The sequence below is a fragment of the Priestia megaterium genome (assembly GCF_009497655.1).
Lineage (GTDB): Bacteria > Bacillota > Bacilli > Bacillales > Bacillaceae_H > Priestia > Priestia zanthoxyli.
Map to the genome: position 1 here is coordinate 905,260 of NZ_CP023317.1, position 16,909 is coordinate 922,168.

General features: G+C 38.4%; 18 protein-coding genes. 17 read left to right on the forward strand and 1 reads right to left on the reverse strand.

Annotated elements, in window-relative coordinates; genetic code table 11:
- Nucleotides 1-41 precede the first annotated feature (41 nt).
- The 17 genes from CEQ83_RS04650 (at nucleotide 42) to CEQ83_RS04725 (ending at nucleotide 16,024) form a co-directional block, all read left to right on the forward strand.
- Nucleotides 42-1,667 (forward strand): DHA2 family efflux MFS transporter permease subunit, encoded by a 1,626-nt coding sequence (locus CEQ83_RS04650; RefSeq protein WP_028412180.1) that lies wholly within the window; start codon nucleotides 42-44, stop codon nucleotides 1,665-1,667.
- Nucleotides 1,668-1,685: 18 nt separating this feature from the next.
- Nucleotides 1,686-2,216 (forward strand): NAD(P)H-dependent oxidoreductase, encoded by a 531-nt coding sequence (locus CEQ83_RS04655; RefSeq protein ID WP_014461382.1) that lies wholly within the window; start codon nucleotides 1,686-1,688, stop codon nucleotides 2,214-2,216.
- A gap of 8 nt (nucleotides 2,217-2,224) precedes the next feature.
- Entirely contained in the window at nucleotides 2,225-2,647 is a 423-nt protein-coding gene (locus tag CEQ83_RS04660; protein WP_108674408.1) for a hypothetical protein, read from the forward strand.
- Between the two features lie 162 nt (nucleotides 2,648-2,809).
- Nucleotides 2,810-3,235, forward strand: a complete 426-nt coding sequence (locus CEQ83_RS04665; RefSeq protein WP_028412182.1) for a MarR family winged helix-turn-helix transcriptional regulator — start codon at nucleotides 2,810-2,812, stop codon at nucleotides 3,233-3,235.
- 117 nt (nucleotides 3,236-3,352) lie between these two features.
- A complete protein-coding gene (locus CEQ83_RS04670) occupies nucleotides 3,353-4,342 on the forward strand; it encodes a LacI family DNA-binding transcriptional regulator (RefSeq protein ID WP_049163042.1) in 990 nt (329 codons plus the stop codon).
- On the forward strand, nucleotides 4,335-5,213 hold the full coding sequence (rbsK, locus tag CEQ83_RS04675) for a ribokinase (RefSeq protein ID WP_028412184.1): 879 nt from the start codon (nucleotides 4,335-4,337) through the stop codon (nucleotides 5,211-5,213). The genes CEQ83_RS04670 and rbsK overlap by 8 nt, the downstream gene beginning before the upstream one ends.
- Nucleotides 5,214-5,603 (forward strand): D-ribose pyranase, encoded by a 390-nt coding sequence (gene rbsD / locus CEQ83_RS04680; protein WP_108674409.1) that lies wholly within the window; start codon nucleotides 5,214-5,216, stop codon nucleotides 5,601-5,603. It abuts the gene before it with no gap.
- A 14-nt stretch (nucleotides 5,604-5,617) separates the two neighbouring features.
- Nucleotides 5,618-7,099, forward strand: coding sequence for a sugar ABC transporter ATP-binding protein (locus CEQ83_RS04685; protein WP_028412185.1), 1,482 nt, complete (start codon nucleotides 5,618-5,620; stop codon nucleotides 7,097-7,099).
- Between the two features lies 1 nt (nucleotide 7,100).
- Nucleotides 7,101-8,060 carry a ribose ABC transporter permease RbsC gene (rbsC, locus tag CEQ83_RS04690; protein ID WP_108674410.1) on the forward strand — a complete coding sequence of 320 codons (960 nt, stop codon included), beginning with the start codon at nucleotides 7,101-7,103 and terminating at the stop codon, nucleotides 8,058-8,060.
- An 11-nt stretch (nucleotides 8,061-8,071) separates the two neighbouring features.
- Nucleotides 8,072-8,992, forward strand: coding sequence for a ribose ABC transporter substrate-binding protein RbsB (gene rbsB / locus CEQ83_RS04695; RefSeq protein WP_108674411.1), 921 nt, complete (start codon nucleotides 8,072-8,074; stop codon nucleotides 8,990-8,992).
- Between the two features lie 439 nt (nucleotides 8,993-9,431).
- Nucleotides 9,432-10,700, forward strand: a complete 1,269-nt coding sequence (locus CEQ83_RS04700; RefSeq protein WP_034269680.1) for a 3D domain-containing protein — start codon at nucleotides 9,432-9,434, stop codon at nucleotides 10,698-10,700.
- Between the two features lie 175 nt (nucleotides 10,701-10,875).
- On the forward strand, nucleotides 10,876-11,487 hold the full coding sequence (locus tag CEQ83_RS04705) for a flavin reductase family protein (RefSeq protein ID WP_028412188.1): 612 nt from the start codon (nucleotides 10,876-10,878) through the stop codon (nucleotides 11,485-11,487).
- A gap of 351 nt (nucleotides 11,488-11,838) precedes the next feature.
- Complete coding sequence (locus CEQ83_RS04710) at nucleotides 11,839-13,116, forward strand: ABC transporter substrate-binding protein (protein ID WP_028412189.1); 1,278 nt, start codon at nucleotides 11,839-11,841, stop codon at nucleotides 13,114-13,116.
- A gap of 72 nt (nucleotides 13,117-13,188) precedes the next feature.
- The gene (locus tag CEQ83_RS04715; RefSeq protein WP_155017014.1) at nucleotides 13,189-14,043 is read left to right on the forward strand and encodes a carbohydrate ABC transporter permease; all 855 of its coding nucleotides are present in this window, start codon (nucleotides 13,189-13,191) and stop codon (nucleotides 14,041-14,043) included.
- A 68-nt stretch (nucleotides 14,044-14,111) separates the two neighbouring features.
- Complete coding sequence (locus CEQ83_RS04720) at nucleotides 14,112-14,918, forward strand: carbohydrate ABC transporter permease (RefSeq protein WP_013055640.1); 807 nt, start codon at nucleotides 14,112-14,114, stop codon at nucleotides 14,916-14,918.
- Nucleotides 14,919-15,061: 143 nt separating this feature from the next.
- Nucleotides 15,062-15,196, forward strand: coding sequence for a hypothetical protein (locus CEQ83_RS27555; RefSeq protein ID WP_261763707.1), 135 nt, complete (start codon nucleotides 15,062-15,064; stop codon nucleotides 15,194-15,196).
- A gap of 93 nt (nucleotides 15,197-15,289) precedes the next feature.
- Nucleotides 15,290-16,024, forward strand: a complete 735-nt coding sequence (locus CEQ83_RS04725) for a sugar phosphate isomerase/epimerase family protein (RefSeq protein ID WP_108674412.1) — start codon at nucleotides 15,290-15,292, stop codon at nucleotides 16,022-16,024.
- 31 nt (nucleotides 16,025-16,055) lie between these two features.
- On the opposite strand, the gene CEQ83_RS04730 is transcribed toward CEQ83_RS04725, so the two are convergent.
- Nucleotides 16,056-16,571: a GNAT family protein gene (locus CEQ83_RS04730; protein ID WP_013055642.1), complete on the reverse strand. Its 516-nt coding sequence runs from the start codon at nucleotides 16,569-16,571 to the stop codon at nucleotides 16,056-16,058.
- Nucleotides 16,572-16,909: the final 338 nt, after the last annotated feature.

Genomic DNA, 16,909 nt, shown 5'->3' on the forward strand with positions numbered 1-16,909 from the left:
AACGTACATGATTAAGAAGAGAAGAAAGGAGGAAGGAACTGATGTCAGCAAACACGATACAACCAGAGGAAAGCTCAGTTAAAAAGCATATCCCGCTACTAGTCGTACTTATGCTTGGATTGTTCTTAGCAATTTTAAACCAAACGCTGCTAAATGTTGCGATTCCGCATCTGATTACAGAGTTTGGCGTTACGGCTAATACCGCACAGTGGTTGCTTACAGGATATATGCTTGTAAATGGTGCACTTATTCCATTATCAGCCTATTTAATTGAACGTTTTGGCGTTCGTCGCTTATTCTTATTTGCGATGGCCTGCTTTACAATTGGAGCGCTTGTCTGCGGAATCGCGCCGACTTTCTCAATTATGCTAATTGGACGTCTGGTTCAAGCAGTCGGGGGCGGAGTGCTAGCACCTCTAGTTATGACCATTATCGTATTTATTTTCCCTCCTCATATGCGCGGAAAAGGAATGGGTATCTTTGGTTTAGCCATGATGTTCGCTCCGGCAATTGGACCGACGCTTTCAGGATGGGTTATTCAAAACTATGACTGGCACATTTTATTTACGGGAATGGTGCCACTAGGTGCACTCGTACTTATTATTGCAGCTTTTAAATTAAAAGATATTAAACCGCCTCAAAATGTAAAAGTAGACCTAATTTCTGTGTTTACATCTCTTGCAGGTATGGCTTTACTTCTATACGGCTTCAGTGAAGCTGGAAACGATGGCTGGACGGATTCAGTTGTGTTATCAACGATGATCGGCGGTATTGTCTTATTAATCATCTTTGTTGTACAGCAGCTTCGACTTAAAAGTCCATTACTTGATGTGAGAGTATTTAAATACAATATTTTCTCATTATCTAATATCATCAGTATTGCCATTACAATCAGCATGTATGCTGGTATGTTCTTATTACCGATTTATTTGCAAAACATCCGTGGCTATTCAGCGTTTGACTCAGGCTTATTAATCTTGCCTGGTGCACTTGTTATGTTAGTCATGTCACCGATTTCTGGTACGCTGTTTGATAAATTAGGACCGCGTCCACTAGGGATTGTCGGGATGTTGATTACGGTTGTGACAACATTTGAATTTACAAAATTAACGCTTGAAACACCGTTTAGTCATATTGTTATTATTTATATGATTCGTGCATTCGGTATGTCATTATTAATGATGCCAATTATGACAGCTGGTTTAAATCAGCTGCCGGCAAAATTAAGCAGCCACGGTACATCTATGTCGAACACGCTTCGTCAGGTGAGTGGTTCAATCGGTATCAGTTTAATGACTACAATCTTTACAAATCGCACAACATATCATGTGAATGAAATGAGCAGTTCAATGACTACATCTGATCCATTCTTTATGAATAACTTCCAGGTATTTGTGCAAAAGATTGCTCAAACGCTTCACCTTTCTCAAACAGAAGCGCAAAAACAAGCTTTAACAACATTAGCTGGAAAAGTTCAAGCGCAAGCAACTGTACAAGGAATTAACGACGCGTTTTACTGGACAGTTATCATTGCCATTATTGGATTGATTTTAAGTTTCTTCCTACGTGATGTTCGTAAAGATCCAGTGGTAGAAGTAGAAGAGACAGAAAAAGAAACAACAGACGATATTCGTATGTTACCGGCACCAAAAGATATGAACTCATAAGCAACGGAGGGATAAAGGATGAAAATTTGTATCGTATATGATAGTGAAGGCGGACATACAGAGGCATTAGCAAAAGCGATTGCTTCTGGCGCTGAGCTGTCTGGAGAAGCAACTGTATATGTAAAGCATGTCGAAGAAGCAGATGTACGTGAACTGCCTGAAATGGATGCTATTATTTGGGGCTGCCCAGGGCATTTTGGAACAATCAGTTCAGGGTTAAAAACGTGGATTGATAAATTAGGTTATTTATGGGCAGAAGGTAAATTAATTGATAAAGTAGGTGCGGTGTTCTGTACAACAGCTACAACGCACGGTGGCTTAGAAGCAACGCTTTTAAATTTAATTACACCAATGCTTCACCAAGGAATGGTGATCGCTGGCTTACCAGGTAACATTCCAGAAAATGCGCTGTACGGTACTTATTACGGTGTGGGAATTACTTGTCCAATCGAAGGTGACGAATTATTAACAGAGAACGACCAAGCGCTAGGTAAAGCGTTAGGAGAACGTGTTGTTCAAGTGACTAAACGAATGACACAAGGACAGTAGGTGACAGTATGTTAGGTATTTTACTGATCGTTGTAGCTGTGATTCTGGTTGTCCTAATTATTACAATGAATGCTAAAGCATCATCTTCTAAGCGCCAGCGTACAGTTCCACCTAAAAAAGAAGCGGCTGCTTCAAATGCTCCTAAAGAGCCAAAAGTAGAAGAGAAAAAAGTAGCAGAAGAAAAACCTGCAGCATCAAAAGAAACACCAAAAGAAGAGCCAAAAGAGCCGCAGGCGAAGACGGAAACAAGAACATCTAGACATAAGAGAGAAAAAGATGTCATGAACGATGATATGTATCGTCAAGTGCTGCAAAAGTTTAGAGAAGGCGAAAAAGACGACACGGTTTTTACAAAAGAAGAACGTGACGTTATGAATGATGACGCTTTTCGTAAAGCTTTAAGATCGTTTAAGAAAAACGATAATGAATGAGTTTCTTCTATTATAATAGTACGGAATAAAACAGATAGAAAATAGGTCATAAGCATTCCGCGAAACTAGCCGCTCTCCCCAGGTTAGGTTTCGCTTGGAGTGCAGCAGGGGGCTGACATGTTAGAATCGACTCCCTGATTATAAGAAAGGGGACGTCAAAACATGGAACAGCTCACATTTATTGAAGAGGTCCAGAGAATTTCGATATCCCTTAACAAAAAGGTAATGACAGAGATAAAAGAAAGGTTACTTTCACAAGGGATTACGCCTTTTCAATATCATATCTTATTAATTATCGGTAAATGCAGTCATATTGGAGTAACCAAGCTGGCAGAGGAGATGCGTGTAAAGCCTAGTGCGATCACTCCTGTTATTACTCGTTTAATAGACTTAGAGTTAGTTTCACGCTATCACTCTAAAGAGGATCGCCGTAAGGTAAACATTGAGTTAACTGCTAAAGGTGAACAAGTGATTGAAGAAGCAAATGAAATTGTGCAAAAGATGATTGCTCATTTCTTTTCTTGCTATGAGCCGAAAGATCAAGAGCAATTTTTGAAATTATTTAAGAAACTAGACGCTAATATCTAATGAAAGAAACATCACTTCTTAATGGAGTGATTTTTTTTTGATAAAAAGATTGTCAACTTCACTTTTCCATGATATCATTTGTGTAAACGGTTACATATATGGAGGGAGGGAAATAAAGTGGTAACAATTCGTGATGTAGCAAAAGAAGCAGGTGTGTCCGTTGCGACCGTTTCGCGTGTTTTAAACAGTACAGGGTATGTAAAAGAAGACACGCGTGTGCGAGTAATGAATACAATTCAAAAATTAAACTACAGCCCTAACGAAGTAGCCCGTTCGCTTTATACACGTGAATCACGTTTGATTGGTCTATTGCTTCCAGACATCACAAACCCTTTTTTCCCTCAGCTCGCACGAGGAATAGAAGATGAAGTACATAGCCATGGATTTCGTTTAATTCTTGGCAATAGTGATGAGCAGTTAGAGAAAGAATTGACATATCTCCAAACGTTTACGCAAAATCATGTAGTAGGAATGATTACGGCAACAACAAGTTTAGCTCAGAAACTATATGAAGGTCTTACATTTCCCGTCGTGTTTTTAGATAGAAGTTCTGATCAGTATCCATCCGTTTATGCTGATGGTTTTGAAGGCGGGAAAATCGCTGCAGAAGAAATAATCAAAAGAGGAAGTAAAAGAATTACTCTTATCAAAGGTCCAGTAAATGTAAAGCCTGCTCAGGAACGTTTTCAAGGCTCTCTTTCTGTCTTGAGTCAGTCTGATGCAGACTTTTACGTATTAAATACAAATTCTCTAGCATTTGACGATGCGCAGAAATGGGCAAAGGAAATCTTTCAAAAGTACCCTGAAACAGACGGGATTATCGCAAGTAATGACATTGTAGCCACAGCTGTTTTACATGAGGCGTTTCGATTAGAGAAAAGCGTGCCTGATGATCTTCAAGTGATTGGTTTTGATGATATTCCGCAAAGCCGCTTTTCGTTTCCAGCCCTGTCTACAATTCGTCAGCCTGCTTACGAAATGGGCAAGCAAGCAGCAGGTCTGTTAATGAAATGCATTAAGAAAGAACCTTTAATTCAAAAGCAAGTACAACTACCCGTTACGTTTATTGAACGAAATACGACACGAAAGGTTGAGGAACATGGCTAAAGTAACTGTGATTGGAAGTTCATCAATGGATTTAGTAGTAACATCAAATATTCGTCCTGGAGCTGGAGAAACAGTGTTAGGAGAATCATTTAAAACCGTTCCGGGAGGAAAAGGAGCGAACCAAGCTGTTGCAGCAGCCCGGCTTGGAGCGGATGTGAGTATGATTGGATGTGTGGGTGAAGATCATTACGGAAAAGCAATCCTGGAGAATTTCAAATCAAACGGTGTATCTGTGGAAAATGTGAAACCGGTTACAGATTCAGATAGCGGAACAGCTCACATTATACTCGCTGAAGGAGACAACAGCATTGTAGTTGTTAAAGGAGCAAACGATTATATTACTCCAGACTACGTAGAAAAAGCCAAAGAAAAAATTAAAGAAGCTGATATCGTACTTATTCAGCAAGAAATTCCAGAAGAAACGGTTGAATATGTTGCTCAGCTTTGTCAGGAACTTAAAGTACCGCTTTTATTAAATCCAGCGCCTGCAAGACCATTAAAAGCAGAAGTGATTGAACAAGTTTCTTACATCACTCCAAATGAACATGAAGCAGCGCTTTTATTTGAAGGAAAAGAAAAAGAAGAAGTATTAAAACAGTATCCAAATAAATTGTTTATTACAGAAGGAAAACAAGGTGTACGCTATTTTAACGGCGAGAAAGAAGTATTGGTTCCTTCTTATCAAGTAGAAACGATTGATACAACAGGAGCAGGAGATACGTTTAACGCAGCGCTTGCTGTGGCACTTGCCGAAGGAATGGGTTTTGAAAAAGGAATTCAGTTTGCTAATCGCGCAGCTTCGCTATCCGTCACTAAATTTGGTGCGCAAGGCGGTATGCCGACTCGAAAAGAAGTGGAGGAGAGTCTGTAAATGAAACGTCACGGAATGATTAACAGTCATATTACGAAAATACTAACAGATCTAGGTCATACAGACACTATTGTCATTGCAGATGCAGGGTTACCTGTTCCGAGTGACGTGCCTAAAATTGATTTATCTTTAAAGCTAGGAGTGCCTAGCTTTGAAGATGTAGTAGTAGCTGTGTTAGAAGATATGGCTACAGAAAAAATAGTGATTGCTTCTGAAATGAAAGAAAGAAATCAAAAGGCTTACGAGTTGATAGAAAAGCAAAACATCTTAGTAGAAGAAGTATCGCATGAACAATTGAAAATGTTGACAAGCAAAGCGAAAGTTGTGATTCGTACAGGAGAAGCAACTCCTTATGCAAACTGTATTTTACAAGCGGGAGTTATTTTTTAAAAGAGGTGAACAGCATGCATATTGCAATGAGAGGGATTCATAAAGCCTTTGGAGCAAACCGTGTACTAAGAGGCGTGGATTTTGAATTACATGAAGGTGAAGTTCACGCACTAATGGGGGAAAATGGAGCGGGGAAATCTACGCTGATGAATATTTTAACCGGCCTTCATAAAAAAGATGAAGGACAGATTCTGATTGATGGCAAAGAGACGTATTTTCAAAACCCAAAAGAAGCAGAACAAAACGGAATTACCTTTATTCATCAAGAGCTGAACGTTTGGCCTGAAATGACGGTGCTTGAAAACTTATTTATCGGCAAAGAATTAAAAACACCTTTAGGTTTTTTAAAAACAAAAGAAATGAAAGCGTTAGCAAAGAAGCAGTTTGAAAAATTAGCTGTCACCATTCCTCTTGATCAAGAAGCAGGACTTTGTTCTGTCGGACAGCAGCAAATGATTGAGATAGCCAAAGCGCTGATGACGAATGCAAAAGTGATTATCATGGATGAGCCGACCGCAGCGCTTACTGAAAGAGAAATTCAAAAGTTATTTGACGTAATTAATGCGTTGCGAAAACAAGGTGTATCGATTGTCTATATTTCACATCGTATGGAAGAGATTTTCGCTATTTGTGATTCCATTACGGTCATGCGTGACGGACAGACGGTAGACAAAAAGCCGATTCCAGAAACCAGCTTCGATGATGTTGTTCGCAAAATGGTAGGAAGAGAGCTAACGGATCGATTTCCTGCTAGGACATCTCCTAAGGGAGACGTTGTTTTTGAAGCAAAAGGCTTGGAGAGAAAAGGTGTGTTTCAAGACGTTCATTTTTCAGTGCGATCAGGAGAAATTGTCGGCGTTGCGGGGCTAATGGGAGCTGGAAGAACCGAGATTATGCGCGCTATCTTCGGGCTTGATCCGTTAGAAAAAGGCGAAATTATCTTAAATGGCAAACGGGTCAGTATCACAAAGCCAGACCAAGCCATTAAATTAGGTCTCGGGTTCATTACAGAAGATCGTAAAACAGAAGGGCTCGTTCTGGATTTTTCTATTCGAGAAAATATTGCACTTCCAAGTCTATTCAGCTTTTCGCCAAAAGGCTTTATTGAACAAAAAAGCGAGCAGCAATTTGTAGATTTGCTTATTAAACGTTTAACGATCAAAACCGAGTCGTCTGAGACGAGTGCGGCTAATTTATCGGGAGGAAATCAGCAAAAAGTAGTTATTGCCAAGTGGATTGGCATTGGACCAAAAGTGCTAATTTTAGATGAACCAACTCGAGGAGTTGACGTGGGGGCGAAGCGTGAAATTTATCAGCTTATGAATGAACTGACAGACAGAGGCGTGGCTATTATCATGGTGTCTTCAGAGCTTCCGGAAGTACTCGGCATGAGTGATCGCATTTTGGTTGTGCATGAAGGAAAGATAACAGGTGAACTGACAAGTGAAGAAGCAACTCAAGAAAAAATTATGACATTTGCAACAGGAGGTCAGTAAAATGAAAGCAAAAACAGCGATAAAAGAAAATCGCGTTGATAACGTGATGCAAAAGCTAGGTCCGTTACTAGGTTTATTTATTCTTATTGTCATTGTATCGATTTTAAATCCAAGCTTTTTAGAACCTTTAAATATTTTAAACTTGCTGCGTCAAGTGGCTATTAATGCTTTAATTGCATTCGGTATGACATTTGTTATTTTAACAGGGGGAATTGATTTATCCGTGGGCTCTATACTTGCTCTATCAAGTGCGTTAATGGCAGGTATGATTGTGTCAGGTGTAGATCCTATTTTAGCTATTTTAATAGGATGTGTGTTAGGAGCTGTAATGGGTATGGTTAACGGCTTACTTATTACAAAAGGAAAAATGGCGCCGTTTATTGCGACGCTAGCGACGATGACAATTTTTAGAGGATTAACGCTTGTTTATACAGATGGAAATCCGATTACGGGCTTAGGCGAAAACTATTACTTCCAGTTATTTGGCCGAGGCTATTTCCTAGGTATTCCTGTTCCAGCGATTACGATGGTACTAGCGTTTGCTGTCCTATGGGTGATTTTGCATAAAACACCGTTTGGCCGTAGAACATATGCAATCGGTGGAAATGAAAAAGCAGCATTTATTTCAGGAATCAAAGTTCCGAAAGTTAAGGTTATGATTTACTCACTAGCAGGATTATTGGCAGCGCTATCAGGAGCGATTTTGACTTCTCGCCTGAATTCTGCTCAGCCAACGGCAGGTACGTCTTACGAGTTAGATGCTATCGCCGCAGTAGTACTGGGTGGCACAAGCCTTTCCGGAGGACGTGGACGCATTGTTGGAACGTTAATTGGTGCGCTGATTATCGGAACATTAAACAACGGTTTGAACTTACTCGGCGTTTCGTCGTTTTACCAAATGGTCGTAAAAGGAATTGTTATTTTAATTGCGGTATTAATTGATCGCAAAAAGTCAGCTTAGGAGGGAAAAACATGAAGAAAATTTGGCTCGTGCTATTATCATTTTCATTATTACTGTTAGGGGCTTGTTCACTTCAGCCTCCTGAGTGGGCGAAACCATCTGAAAGTAAAAATTTAAAAGATATTAAAATTGGTTTATCCGTGTCTACATTAAACAATCCGTTCTTTGTTTCCCTAAAAGAAGGAGTACAAAAAGAAGCAAAAAAACTGGGCATGGAAGTAGTTGTAGTAGATGCTCAAAATGATTCAGCAAAACAAATTAACGATGTAGAAGATTTAATGCAGCAAGGTGTTAACATTCTGCTTATTAACCCAACGGATTCAGCCGCTATTTCAACAGCTGTACAATCGGCTAATAATGTAGGCATCCCAGTTATTACGCTAGATCGTTCAGCAGAAAAAGGAAAAGTGGAAACACTGGTAGCTTCAGATAATGTAAAAGGTGGTCAAATGGCTGCTGATTACATTGTAAAAAAAGTAGGTAAAAAAGCTCAGGTAGCAGAACTTGAAGGCGTGCCCGGAGCTTCAGCAACTCGTGAACGAGGAAAAGGGTTCCACAACGTTGCAGATCAAAAGCTAGATATTACGGCTAAACAGTCAGCTGATTTTGACCGTACAAAAGGCTTAAACGTTATGGAGAATGTTCTTCAAGGAAACCCTGGTATCAAAGCCGTATTTGCTCACAATGATGAAATGGCATTAGGAGCTATTCAAGCGATTAACAGCTCAGGAAAAGATGTATTAGTAGTAGGGTTTGATGGAAACGACGATGCAATTAAAGCAGTAAAAGAAGGGAAACTAGGCGCAACTGTAGCCCAGCAGCCTGTTTTAATTGGTAAACTTGCCGTAAAGTCTGCTAAAAATGTTCTTCAAGGCAAAAAAGTAGATAAGCAAATTCCAGTGCCTTTAAAACTAGTAACCTCTGAAAAATAATGGTTCTATACGTGTGAAGAAAAAAGACGCTCATTTGATTTATGGGCGTCTTTTTATATATATATAGTGTAAAAAAGAAGTGAAAAAGTCACAACTTTATAAATAGTGTAGGAATTATGTAGGTGGAATTTATGTAATAAAAAGTAAAAAACACAGAAAAAAGACGGTAAAACACATAATTTTCTGTGAAAAATTTGTAATATAGCTGTAATAATAAGCGTTTATTTTGATTTTTAAAGAGTAATTTTGCCCCCTTTGTGACAAAAATATATCTTTTTTAATAAACAGTAAACCTCTCTATCAAGGGATTTTGGTGGTAAATTCCCAGAAAGAGATTCTTGGTTATACAGATTATGGGAAACTTTTAACTGTATTGTAACATAAACAGCTAGTTTTTTATGGTATAACTATGTCTATGAGGAAAGGGGACTATTACTTTATGAAAATTTTTAAGCGTATGACTCTTGCAGCAGTCACAGGAATTTTCTTCATGACCGGCATTACAGAGACTCACGCCCAATCGAATGAAGAAGCGCTCCAGACTACTGAAAATAAAATTAAAGAAACAGAAAAGGCTGTTCAACAAAAAGAGAAAGAGAAACAGTCTATCAATTCAGATGTTCAAAACATACAGTCACAATTAAATTCATTACATACAGTAATCTCTAGCAATAAAAAAGAGTTAGCATCGACTGAAAAGCAGATTTCAGAAGCGAACAAAATGATTGAGAAAAAGAAAAAAGAGATCGTTTTGCTTCAGGAAAAAGTGTTAAGTCGTAAAGATATTATTGAAAATCGATTAGTTGCTTTACAGCAGGACGATAAAACAAGCGTTGTTATTGATACATTAATGAATGCTGATAACTTTGGAGATTTTGTTGCACGTATGGGTGCGGTCACAACTTTATTGTCAGCAGATAATGATATTTTAAAGCAGCATCAAAATGACTTAGATCAAATTGAAAAAGATAAAAAAGAAATTGATAAGCAAGAAAAAGTATTAGAAGCAGCAAAAAGTAGCCTAGCGGCTAAACAAGCTGAATTAGATAAAAACGTTGCGAAACAAACAGCAACGTTAACAACTATGCAAGAAAAATACAGTACGGTCGTAAATGAAATTGATGCAGCTTCTTCAGAAAAAGCAAATCTTCAGTCTGAACTAACAGGCATTCAAGATAAGATTGCAAAAGAAAAAGAAGCAGCTCAAAAGCAAGCTGAGCAAGTGGCAAAACAGCAGGCGGCTGAAAAGGCTGAGGCTGATGCAGAAGCAAAGCGTCAAGCTGAATTAGCAACAGCTAAAAAAGAAGTAAAAACAGAGCCGAAACAAGAAGTAAAAACAGCTGCGGCTACAGAGAAGAAAGCAGCCGTTTCTTCAGAAGCAAAAGAAACGAAAAAAGAAGAAAGCACACAAAAGCATTCTGGAAAAGAAATGTATGTAGAAGCAACAGCTTATACAGCTAATTGTGCAGGCTGCAGCGGCGTAACAGCCACTGGACAAAATGTAAGTTCAGGCACTCATAAAATTATTGCGGTAGATCCATCCGTTATTCCATTAGGTTCAAAAGTATATGTAGAAGGATACGGAGTGGCAACAGCAGGTGATACGGGCGGTGCGATTAAAGGATATCGAATTGACGTATTAGTACCTTCTGAGTCAGCTGCAAAAGCATTCGGACGTCGTACAGTGAAAGTAACGGTGCTAAACTAAAGAGAAGATCCGAACGATTTATCGTTCGGATCTTCTCTTTAGTTGGTTTTCAGATGAGATGGATGCAGCTATGTCTCAGCCTCTTCTTTGCATGTTTGGTGAGCAAGTTGCTAGCTAATCTATGCTCTTTTCGTTACCATACAATAAAGTAAATGGAAGAAAAGGAGTGGGTAAAATGAAGGTAGTTGATCCAGCAGTACAAAATGCAAAAGATAATTATCATTTGCTAACAGGTGTCGTCATTCCCCGGCCAATTGCGTTTATTACAAGTCAAAATGATGACGGTGTAGTGAATGCCGCGCCGTTTAGTTTTTTTAATGTAGTTGCGGCAGAGCCTCCGCTGATTGCCGTTTCGGTTTCGAGAAGTGAAGGTCAAATGACGAAAGATACGGCCAAAAATATTAGTGCATCTAAAGAATTTGTAGTTCATCTTGTAGACGAAAACTTAGTGGAACAGGTGAATCAAGCGGCATCTTCTTACCCTTCTTCCGTGAGTGAAGTCGAGGAAACAGGGTTAACACTAGCACCGAGCAAAAAAGTGCAGGTTCCCGGAATTCAAGAAGCCAGCATTCGAATGGAATGTAAACTTCACCAAATTGTTCCATTAGGAACGGATGAGGCATACAGCTCAGATTTGTTTATCGGTGAAGTTGTGATGTTTCATATTAGTGAAAAAGTAATAGAAAACGATCGCGTTTCTGCAGAACGTGTGAAGCCAGTCAGCCGGCTTGCGGGTTCTAACTATAGTAAATTGGGGCAATTATTTTCCTTAGAACGTCCCAAATAAGCAAGAAAGTGTTACTTATGTAGCAAAAAAATAGTATACATTGGATTTTTTAAAATAAGCGATTGTGTTCTGTTTCAACAATAACAGTACATTCGCTTTTTTTTATGAACGAAAAAGTTAATAGAAACCATAATAACAAAATCAATTTACAAAAAGGCAAAAATGTAAGGTTTTTGCCTTTTATATTTACCATTGAGGAAAAGGGTATTCATTCATATAATTTAGATTAAGTAAATTGTATACGCTTTCAATATACAGAATTATTTTTCAATAATTCTATCTAGAAAGAGACGTGAGCGTTTGCAAAAAAACTTGCCACACTAGGAGACGAGATCATAGGAGGGGTATTCATTGAAACGTTGGTTTAGTTTAATCAGTTTTGCACTCATTTTAACCCTAGTACTTGCAGGATGCGGAGGAAAGTCCGCTAATGAAACAAGTGGTAGCGGTGGAAAAGAAGTTGTTGCATGGGCTTGGAATATTAACGTACCGGTATTAAAGAAAGCAGCAGCAGAATATCAAAAAGAGAATCCAGGATTTAAATTAAAAGTAGTGGATATGGGACGTGAAGACGTTTATTCAAAACTAACAACAGGATTGCAGGCTGGCGGAAAAGGTCTTCCTGATATTGTATTAGTAGAAGACGATCGTTTCCAAGGATATTTGGATGCATTTCCAAAAGCATTTTTAAACCTATCTAAAAAAGGGTTCGATAAGCAAGAAGATAAATTTCCAGAGTTTAAGAAAGCTCTTTTATCAAAGGATGGGGACATGTACGGCTTCCCGTTTGATGCAGGTCCGACAGGCGTTTTCTACCGCACAGATTACTTTGAAAAAGCAGGCGTAGATCCAAACAGCATCAAAACATGGGATGATTATATTGCGGCTGGTAAAAAAATTAAAGAAAAAGTTGGCGTTGATTTACTAGGTTTAGATTTTAATAATGACGATGGCTTATTCCGAATGGCACTAACGCAGCAAGGTACATTCTATTTTAATAACAAAGGTAAGCTCAATTTAACTTCTAAAGAAGCGAAAAAAGCGATGGAGTTAAATAAGAAGTTAAAAGAAGCAGGCATTGTTAAAAATACAGTGGGCTGGGATGCTTCAATCAGTGCTTTAGCAGAAGGTAAAGTAGCAAGTTCACCATCTGGTGCTTGGCTATCTGGTTCTATTACGCAGCAGGCTCCAGATTTAAAAGGAAAATGGGGAGTATTTTTATTACCTTCGTTTGAAGAAGGAGGCAACCGTGCTTCTAACTTAGGCGGAAGCAACTATGTGATTTCAGCAAATAGCCAAAAAGCAGATGAAGCGTACAAATTTATGGAATATTTCTCAACAACAGATAAAGTTCAAGAAGAAGCGATGAAGGGCGGATTATTCCCATCATTAAATACCGTATATTCTTCAAAATTATTCACTGCACAAGATGAGTACTTTAACAATCAGACGATTTGGAAAACATTCGCAGATGAAATGAAAGATATTAAGCCGGTTAATTTTACAGGCAATTACTCAGTTGCAAACAGTGAAGCAGTCAAAGCTGTGTCAGAGGTAACAAATGGTAAGGGCGTTACAGACTCGCTTGAAGCAGCTCAAAAACGCTTAGAAAACCGAATTCAAAAATAATCAAGAAGCATAGAAGGTGATTTCTAGAAAATTGCCTTCTATCTCTTCTTCTTGCGGTACTAGGAGGTCATCATGAAGACAAATAAATCATTGCCTTACTTATTTATTGCTCCAGCACTTTTGCTGTTCGCGCTGTTTACCATCTATCCTATTTTTTCATCGTTTATTCTAAGCTTTCAGAGTATGGAAGGCGGAAAGTATGTATTTACCGGTTTATCAAACTATACACGTTTGCTCGGAGATGATATTTTCTGGAAAGCGCTTGGAAATACGGGGATTATTTTAATCGTTCAAGTACCCGTCATGATTTTATTAGCGCTTTTACTAGCTAACGCGTTAAACAGTCAGCTTTTAAGACTAAAAGGTTTTTTCCGAGTTTCATTTTTCTTGCCCGCAGTAACGTCGCTAGTTGCCTATTCTATTTTGTTTTCAATCATTCTTCAAGATGAAGGAATTATGAATACTATTTTAGGGTTTTTCGGTATCAATGCCATTCAGTGGCTGGGAGATCCTTTCTGGGCTAAAGTCTCAATCATCGTTGCGATGACTTGGAGATGGACAGGTTATAATATGGTTATTTTTCTAGCAGCTCTTCAAAGTTTATCTCATGAAGTTTACGAAGCAGCTGATTTAGACGGGGCAAATCGTATTCAAAAGTTTTTCCACGTAACGGTTCCACAATTAAAACCCGTTATCTTGTTTGCTACTATTTTATCAACAATTGGCACGCTTCAATTGTTTGACGAACCTTTTAACTTAACAAAAGGCGGCCCTGCTGATTCCACGATGACGCTAGGCTTATATATTTATCAAAATGGCTTTAAATATTTTGATTTTGGATATGCTTCAGCCATTGCGTACGTTGTTGTATTATTAGTCGGTATTTTAACGTTCTTCCAATTTAAATTTACGGGTGATAAATCATGAGTGTATTAGAGAGAGTAGAAGCAACCGCAGTAGCTACCGTGCCTAAGGTTAAAAAGAAAAGTAACATCATGCGCAAAATAGGATTATACAGCATGCTTGGGCTGTTCACGATTATCTCTATTTTTCCGTTTTACTGGATGATTATCGGCGCTACGAATGAATCGGGAAAAATGTTTACAAACCCTCCAACGCTGAAGCCTGGCGATCAATTTATGACAAATCTACAAAATTTAAATGCTTCAATTGATTTAGGGCGGGTCTTTTTTAACTCAGTATTTGTTTCAGTAGTGTATGTGATTGTAGCTTTAATGGTTTGTTCTACAGCTGCATATGCGCTATCTAAATTTGAATTTAAAGGACGAAACGCAATTTTTACAACGCTTTTATTGTCCATGATGATTCCGTATCAAGCAACGCTCATTCCGCTTTTTCAGCTGATGTCGAATTTTAATTTGCTTGATACGTATTTTGCTCTTATTGTTCCGCAGCTGTGCTTTCCGTTCGCTATCTTTTTATTACGTCAGAACTTTTTAGCTTTTCCAACGGAACTGATTGAAGCAGCACGTTTGGACGGTGCTGGAGAGATGAGAATCTTTTTAACCATTGTGCTTCCTTCTATGAAGCCTGCGATGGCTGCAGCAGCTATTTTCTTATTTATGACACAGTGGAATAACTTTATGTGGCCTTTAGTTGCGACTACATCAAACGAAATGGCTACATTGCCAGTTGCTCTTTCAAGCTTAATTGGATTATCGATTATTGATTACGGTCAAGTAATGATGGGGGTAACGATTGCCACCATTCCAATCATTGTCTTCTTCCTAGCACTTCAGCGTCATTTTATTTCAGGAATGCTTGGAAGTGCAGTAAAATAAAAAGCAGCAGATGTTGAGAAAAAAGTATGTTAGTTAAAGGAGGATCCGAAAGAATCTGATTGTTGATCGAGAATCAAATTCGTTCGGATTTTTTCCTTTCTAGGATGAACGTAGATTTAATTGTAGTTAATTGCTTCTAGGTGTTGATTGGAGGGCAAGACGAAGACTCCTGCGGGAAAAGCGGAACAGGTGAGACCCCGCAGGAGCGTAAGCGACGAGGAGGCTCACCGGCCGCCCGCGGAAAGCAAAGTCTTGCACGGAAATCAACAGCTGTGTAACAAGTAATTCATACTAGTTCAATTTGTTCGTCTTTAGATTGGGTTGATTTAGCCATAGTTCAATCACTTTCTTAATGAACAGGGGGAGAGAAGATGGGAGAAATACCTGTAGGAGTACAGCTTTATACGCTGCGTGAAGAAACGAAAAAAGATTTTAAAGGGACGCTTCAAAAAGTAGCTGCTTTAGGATACCAAGGGGTAGAATTTGCAGGGTATGAAGGATATACAGCGCAAGAAGTAAGAGCGTGGTTAATGGATTTGCAGCTGAAGCCAGCTTCTAGTCATATTCCACTTGAACAATTAGAATCTAATTTAGAGCAAGTGATTCACTTTGAGCAGCAAGTCGGAAATTCACATATTGTTTGTCCTTATTTAATGCCTGAACGTCAAACGGAAAAAGGGTATTACGAACTTATTGATTCTTTAAATGATATTGATACGTATTGTAAAAAAGAAGGCATGTCGTTTAGCTATCATCATCATGATTTTGAGCTGAAAAAATTGTCAACCGGAAAGTCAGCTCTCCAAACGATTCTAGAAGAAACTGGGGTAAATGTAGAGCTGGACATTTATTGGCTCACTAAAGCAGGCGAAGATCCAGTTGAGTGGATGAAGCACTATCGAAATCGTACGCCTTTTATCCATTTAAAAGATATGACAACAGACGGCGAGCAATTCTTTGCTCCTCTTGGTACCGGAGGGGTAAATGTAAAGGCTGTCATGAAAGAAGGCAATAAAGCAGGCGTAAAATGGTGGATCGTTGAACAAGATCAGTGCATAGAAAATCCTCTTAGCAGTATTAAAAAAAGCTTAGCATATATCAAATAAAAAAAACGAACAGACGCTGTCTGTTCGTTTTTTATTGATAAGCTGGAGTCCATTCAATTTCTCCGCACTTATTCGTATAATCAATATTTACTTCAAAGTTATGTTTTTCATAAAAATGAATTAATCTTTCGAGATGATCCCAGTCGCGCTCAGCGATATCTCCTTTAATGACATGAACATTTTGATCAACCGCTACTTCTTTTAAATAATTCATACATACAGAGCCATATCCCTTATTAGCGGGACCTTTAATATCACCAATAAAAATCGTGTGATTATCTTCATATACGCCATCGATGGCAAAATCCCAAGCCCCTCTATAGGCTTTTGTGCATTCATTTAGCATAATTTTACATGCGTTTCCGTCATTTTGTGCCGATACAATAACTAACTGATTATCTTCAGGCTGATCGACACCGATAACTTCGTACTTTTTAGCAATTTCTTTTAAATTATCCTGCATGCGAAATAGCTGAAACTCTAAATCATCAAGTGTTTCTTTTAGTTCTTCTGCATTCTGGTTTTTTTCTGTAAGCTGAGTAAACATTTTATACTCCTTTCCGTCTGTTTTCGGTCTAAACGCGCCTATGACAAAGAGAACACGGTGTATAAAGCGAAACTTTATTTAGCAAAGTATCTGCCTTAGTAAAAATATAAAAAGGAAAGAACCTGATTTGATTGATCGTTCATCAAAACGGCTGCTTTCCTTAACATTCACTTTTAAATTTTTCACAACGTGTATAAGGGTAACAAAGACTCATTAATTTTGTCAATAAGGTTGCAGGTCTATTTGTAAAGAAGATAACAGGACATTTTACTTATCTGGAAAGAAAAATAATGAGTGAAAAAAGAATCATTTTAAAGTAAAATCATTGGAGGAAAAGT

Coding starts and splice junctions, on each gene's coding strand:
- CEQ83_RS04650 (WP_028412180.1), top strand. CDS start 42: ATGTCAGCAAACACGATACAACCAGAGGAAAGCTCAGTTAAAAAGCAT.
- CEQ83_RS04655 (WP_014461382.1), top strand. CDS start 1,686: ATGAAAATTTGTATCGTATATGATAGTGAAGGCGGACATACAGAGGCA.
- CEQ83_RS04660 (WP_108674408.1), top strand. CDS start 2,225: ATGTTAGGTATTTTACTGATCGTTGTAGCTGTGATTCTGGTTGTCCTA.
- CEQ83_RS04665 (WP_028412182.1), top strand. CDS start 2,810: ATGGAACAGCTCACATTTATTGAAGAGGTCCAGAGAATTTCGATATCC.
- rbsK (WP_028412184.1), top strand. CDS start 4,335: ATGGCTAAAGTAACTGTGATTGGAAGTTCATCAATGGATTTAGTAGTA.
- rbsD (WP_108674409.1), top strand. CDS start 5,214: ATGAAACGTCACGGAATGATTAACAGTCATATTACGAAAATACTAACA.
- CEQ83_RS04685 (WP_028412185.1), top strand. CDS start 5,618: ATGCATATTGCAATGAGAGGGATTCATAAAGCCTTTGGAGCAAACCGT.
- rbsC (WP_108674410.1), top strand. CDS start 7,101: ATGAAAGCAAAAACAGCGATAAAAGAAAATCGCGTTGATAACGTGATG.
- rbsB (WP_108674411.1), top strand. CDS start 8,072: ATGAAGAAAATTTGGCTCGTGCTATTATCATTTTCATTATTACTGTTA.
- CEQ83_RS04700 (WP_034269680.1), top strand. CDS start 9,432: ATGAAAATTTTTAAGCGTATGACTCTTGCAGCAGTCACAGGAATTTTC.
- CEQ83_RS04705 (WP_028412188.1), top strand. CDS start 10,876: ATGAAGGTAGTTGATCCAGCAGTACAAAATGCAAAAGATAATTATCAT.
- CEQ83_RS04715 (WP_155017014.1), top strand. CDS start 13,189: ATGAAGACAAATAAATCATTGCCTTACTTATTTATTGCTCCAGCACTT.
- CEQ83_RS04720 (WP_013055640.1), top strand. CDS start 14,112: ATGCGCAAAATAGGATTATACAGCATGCTTGGGCTGTTCACGATTATC.
- CEQ83_RS04725 (WP_108674412.1), top strand. CDS start 15,290: ATGGGAGAAATACCTGTAGGAGTACAGCTTTATACGCTGCGTGAAGAA.
- CEQ83_RS04730 (WP_013055642.1), bottom strand. CDS start 16,571: ATGTTTACTCAGCTTACAGAAAAAAACCAGAATGCAGAAGAACTAAAA.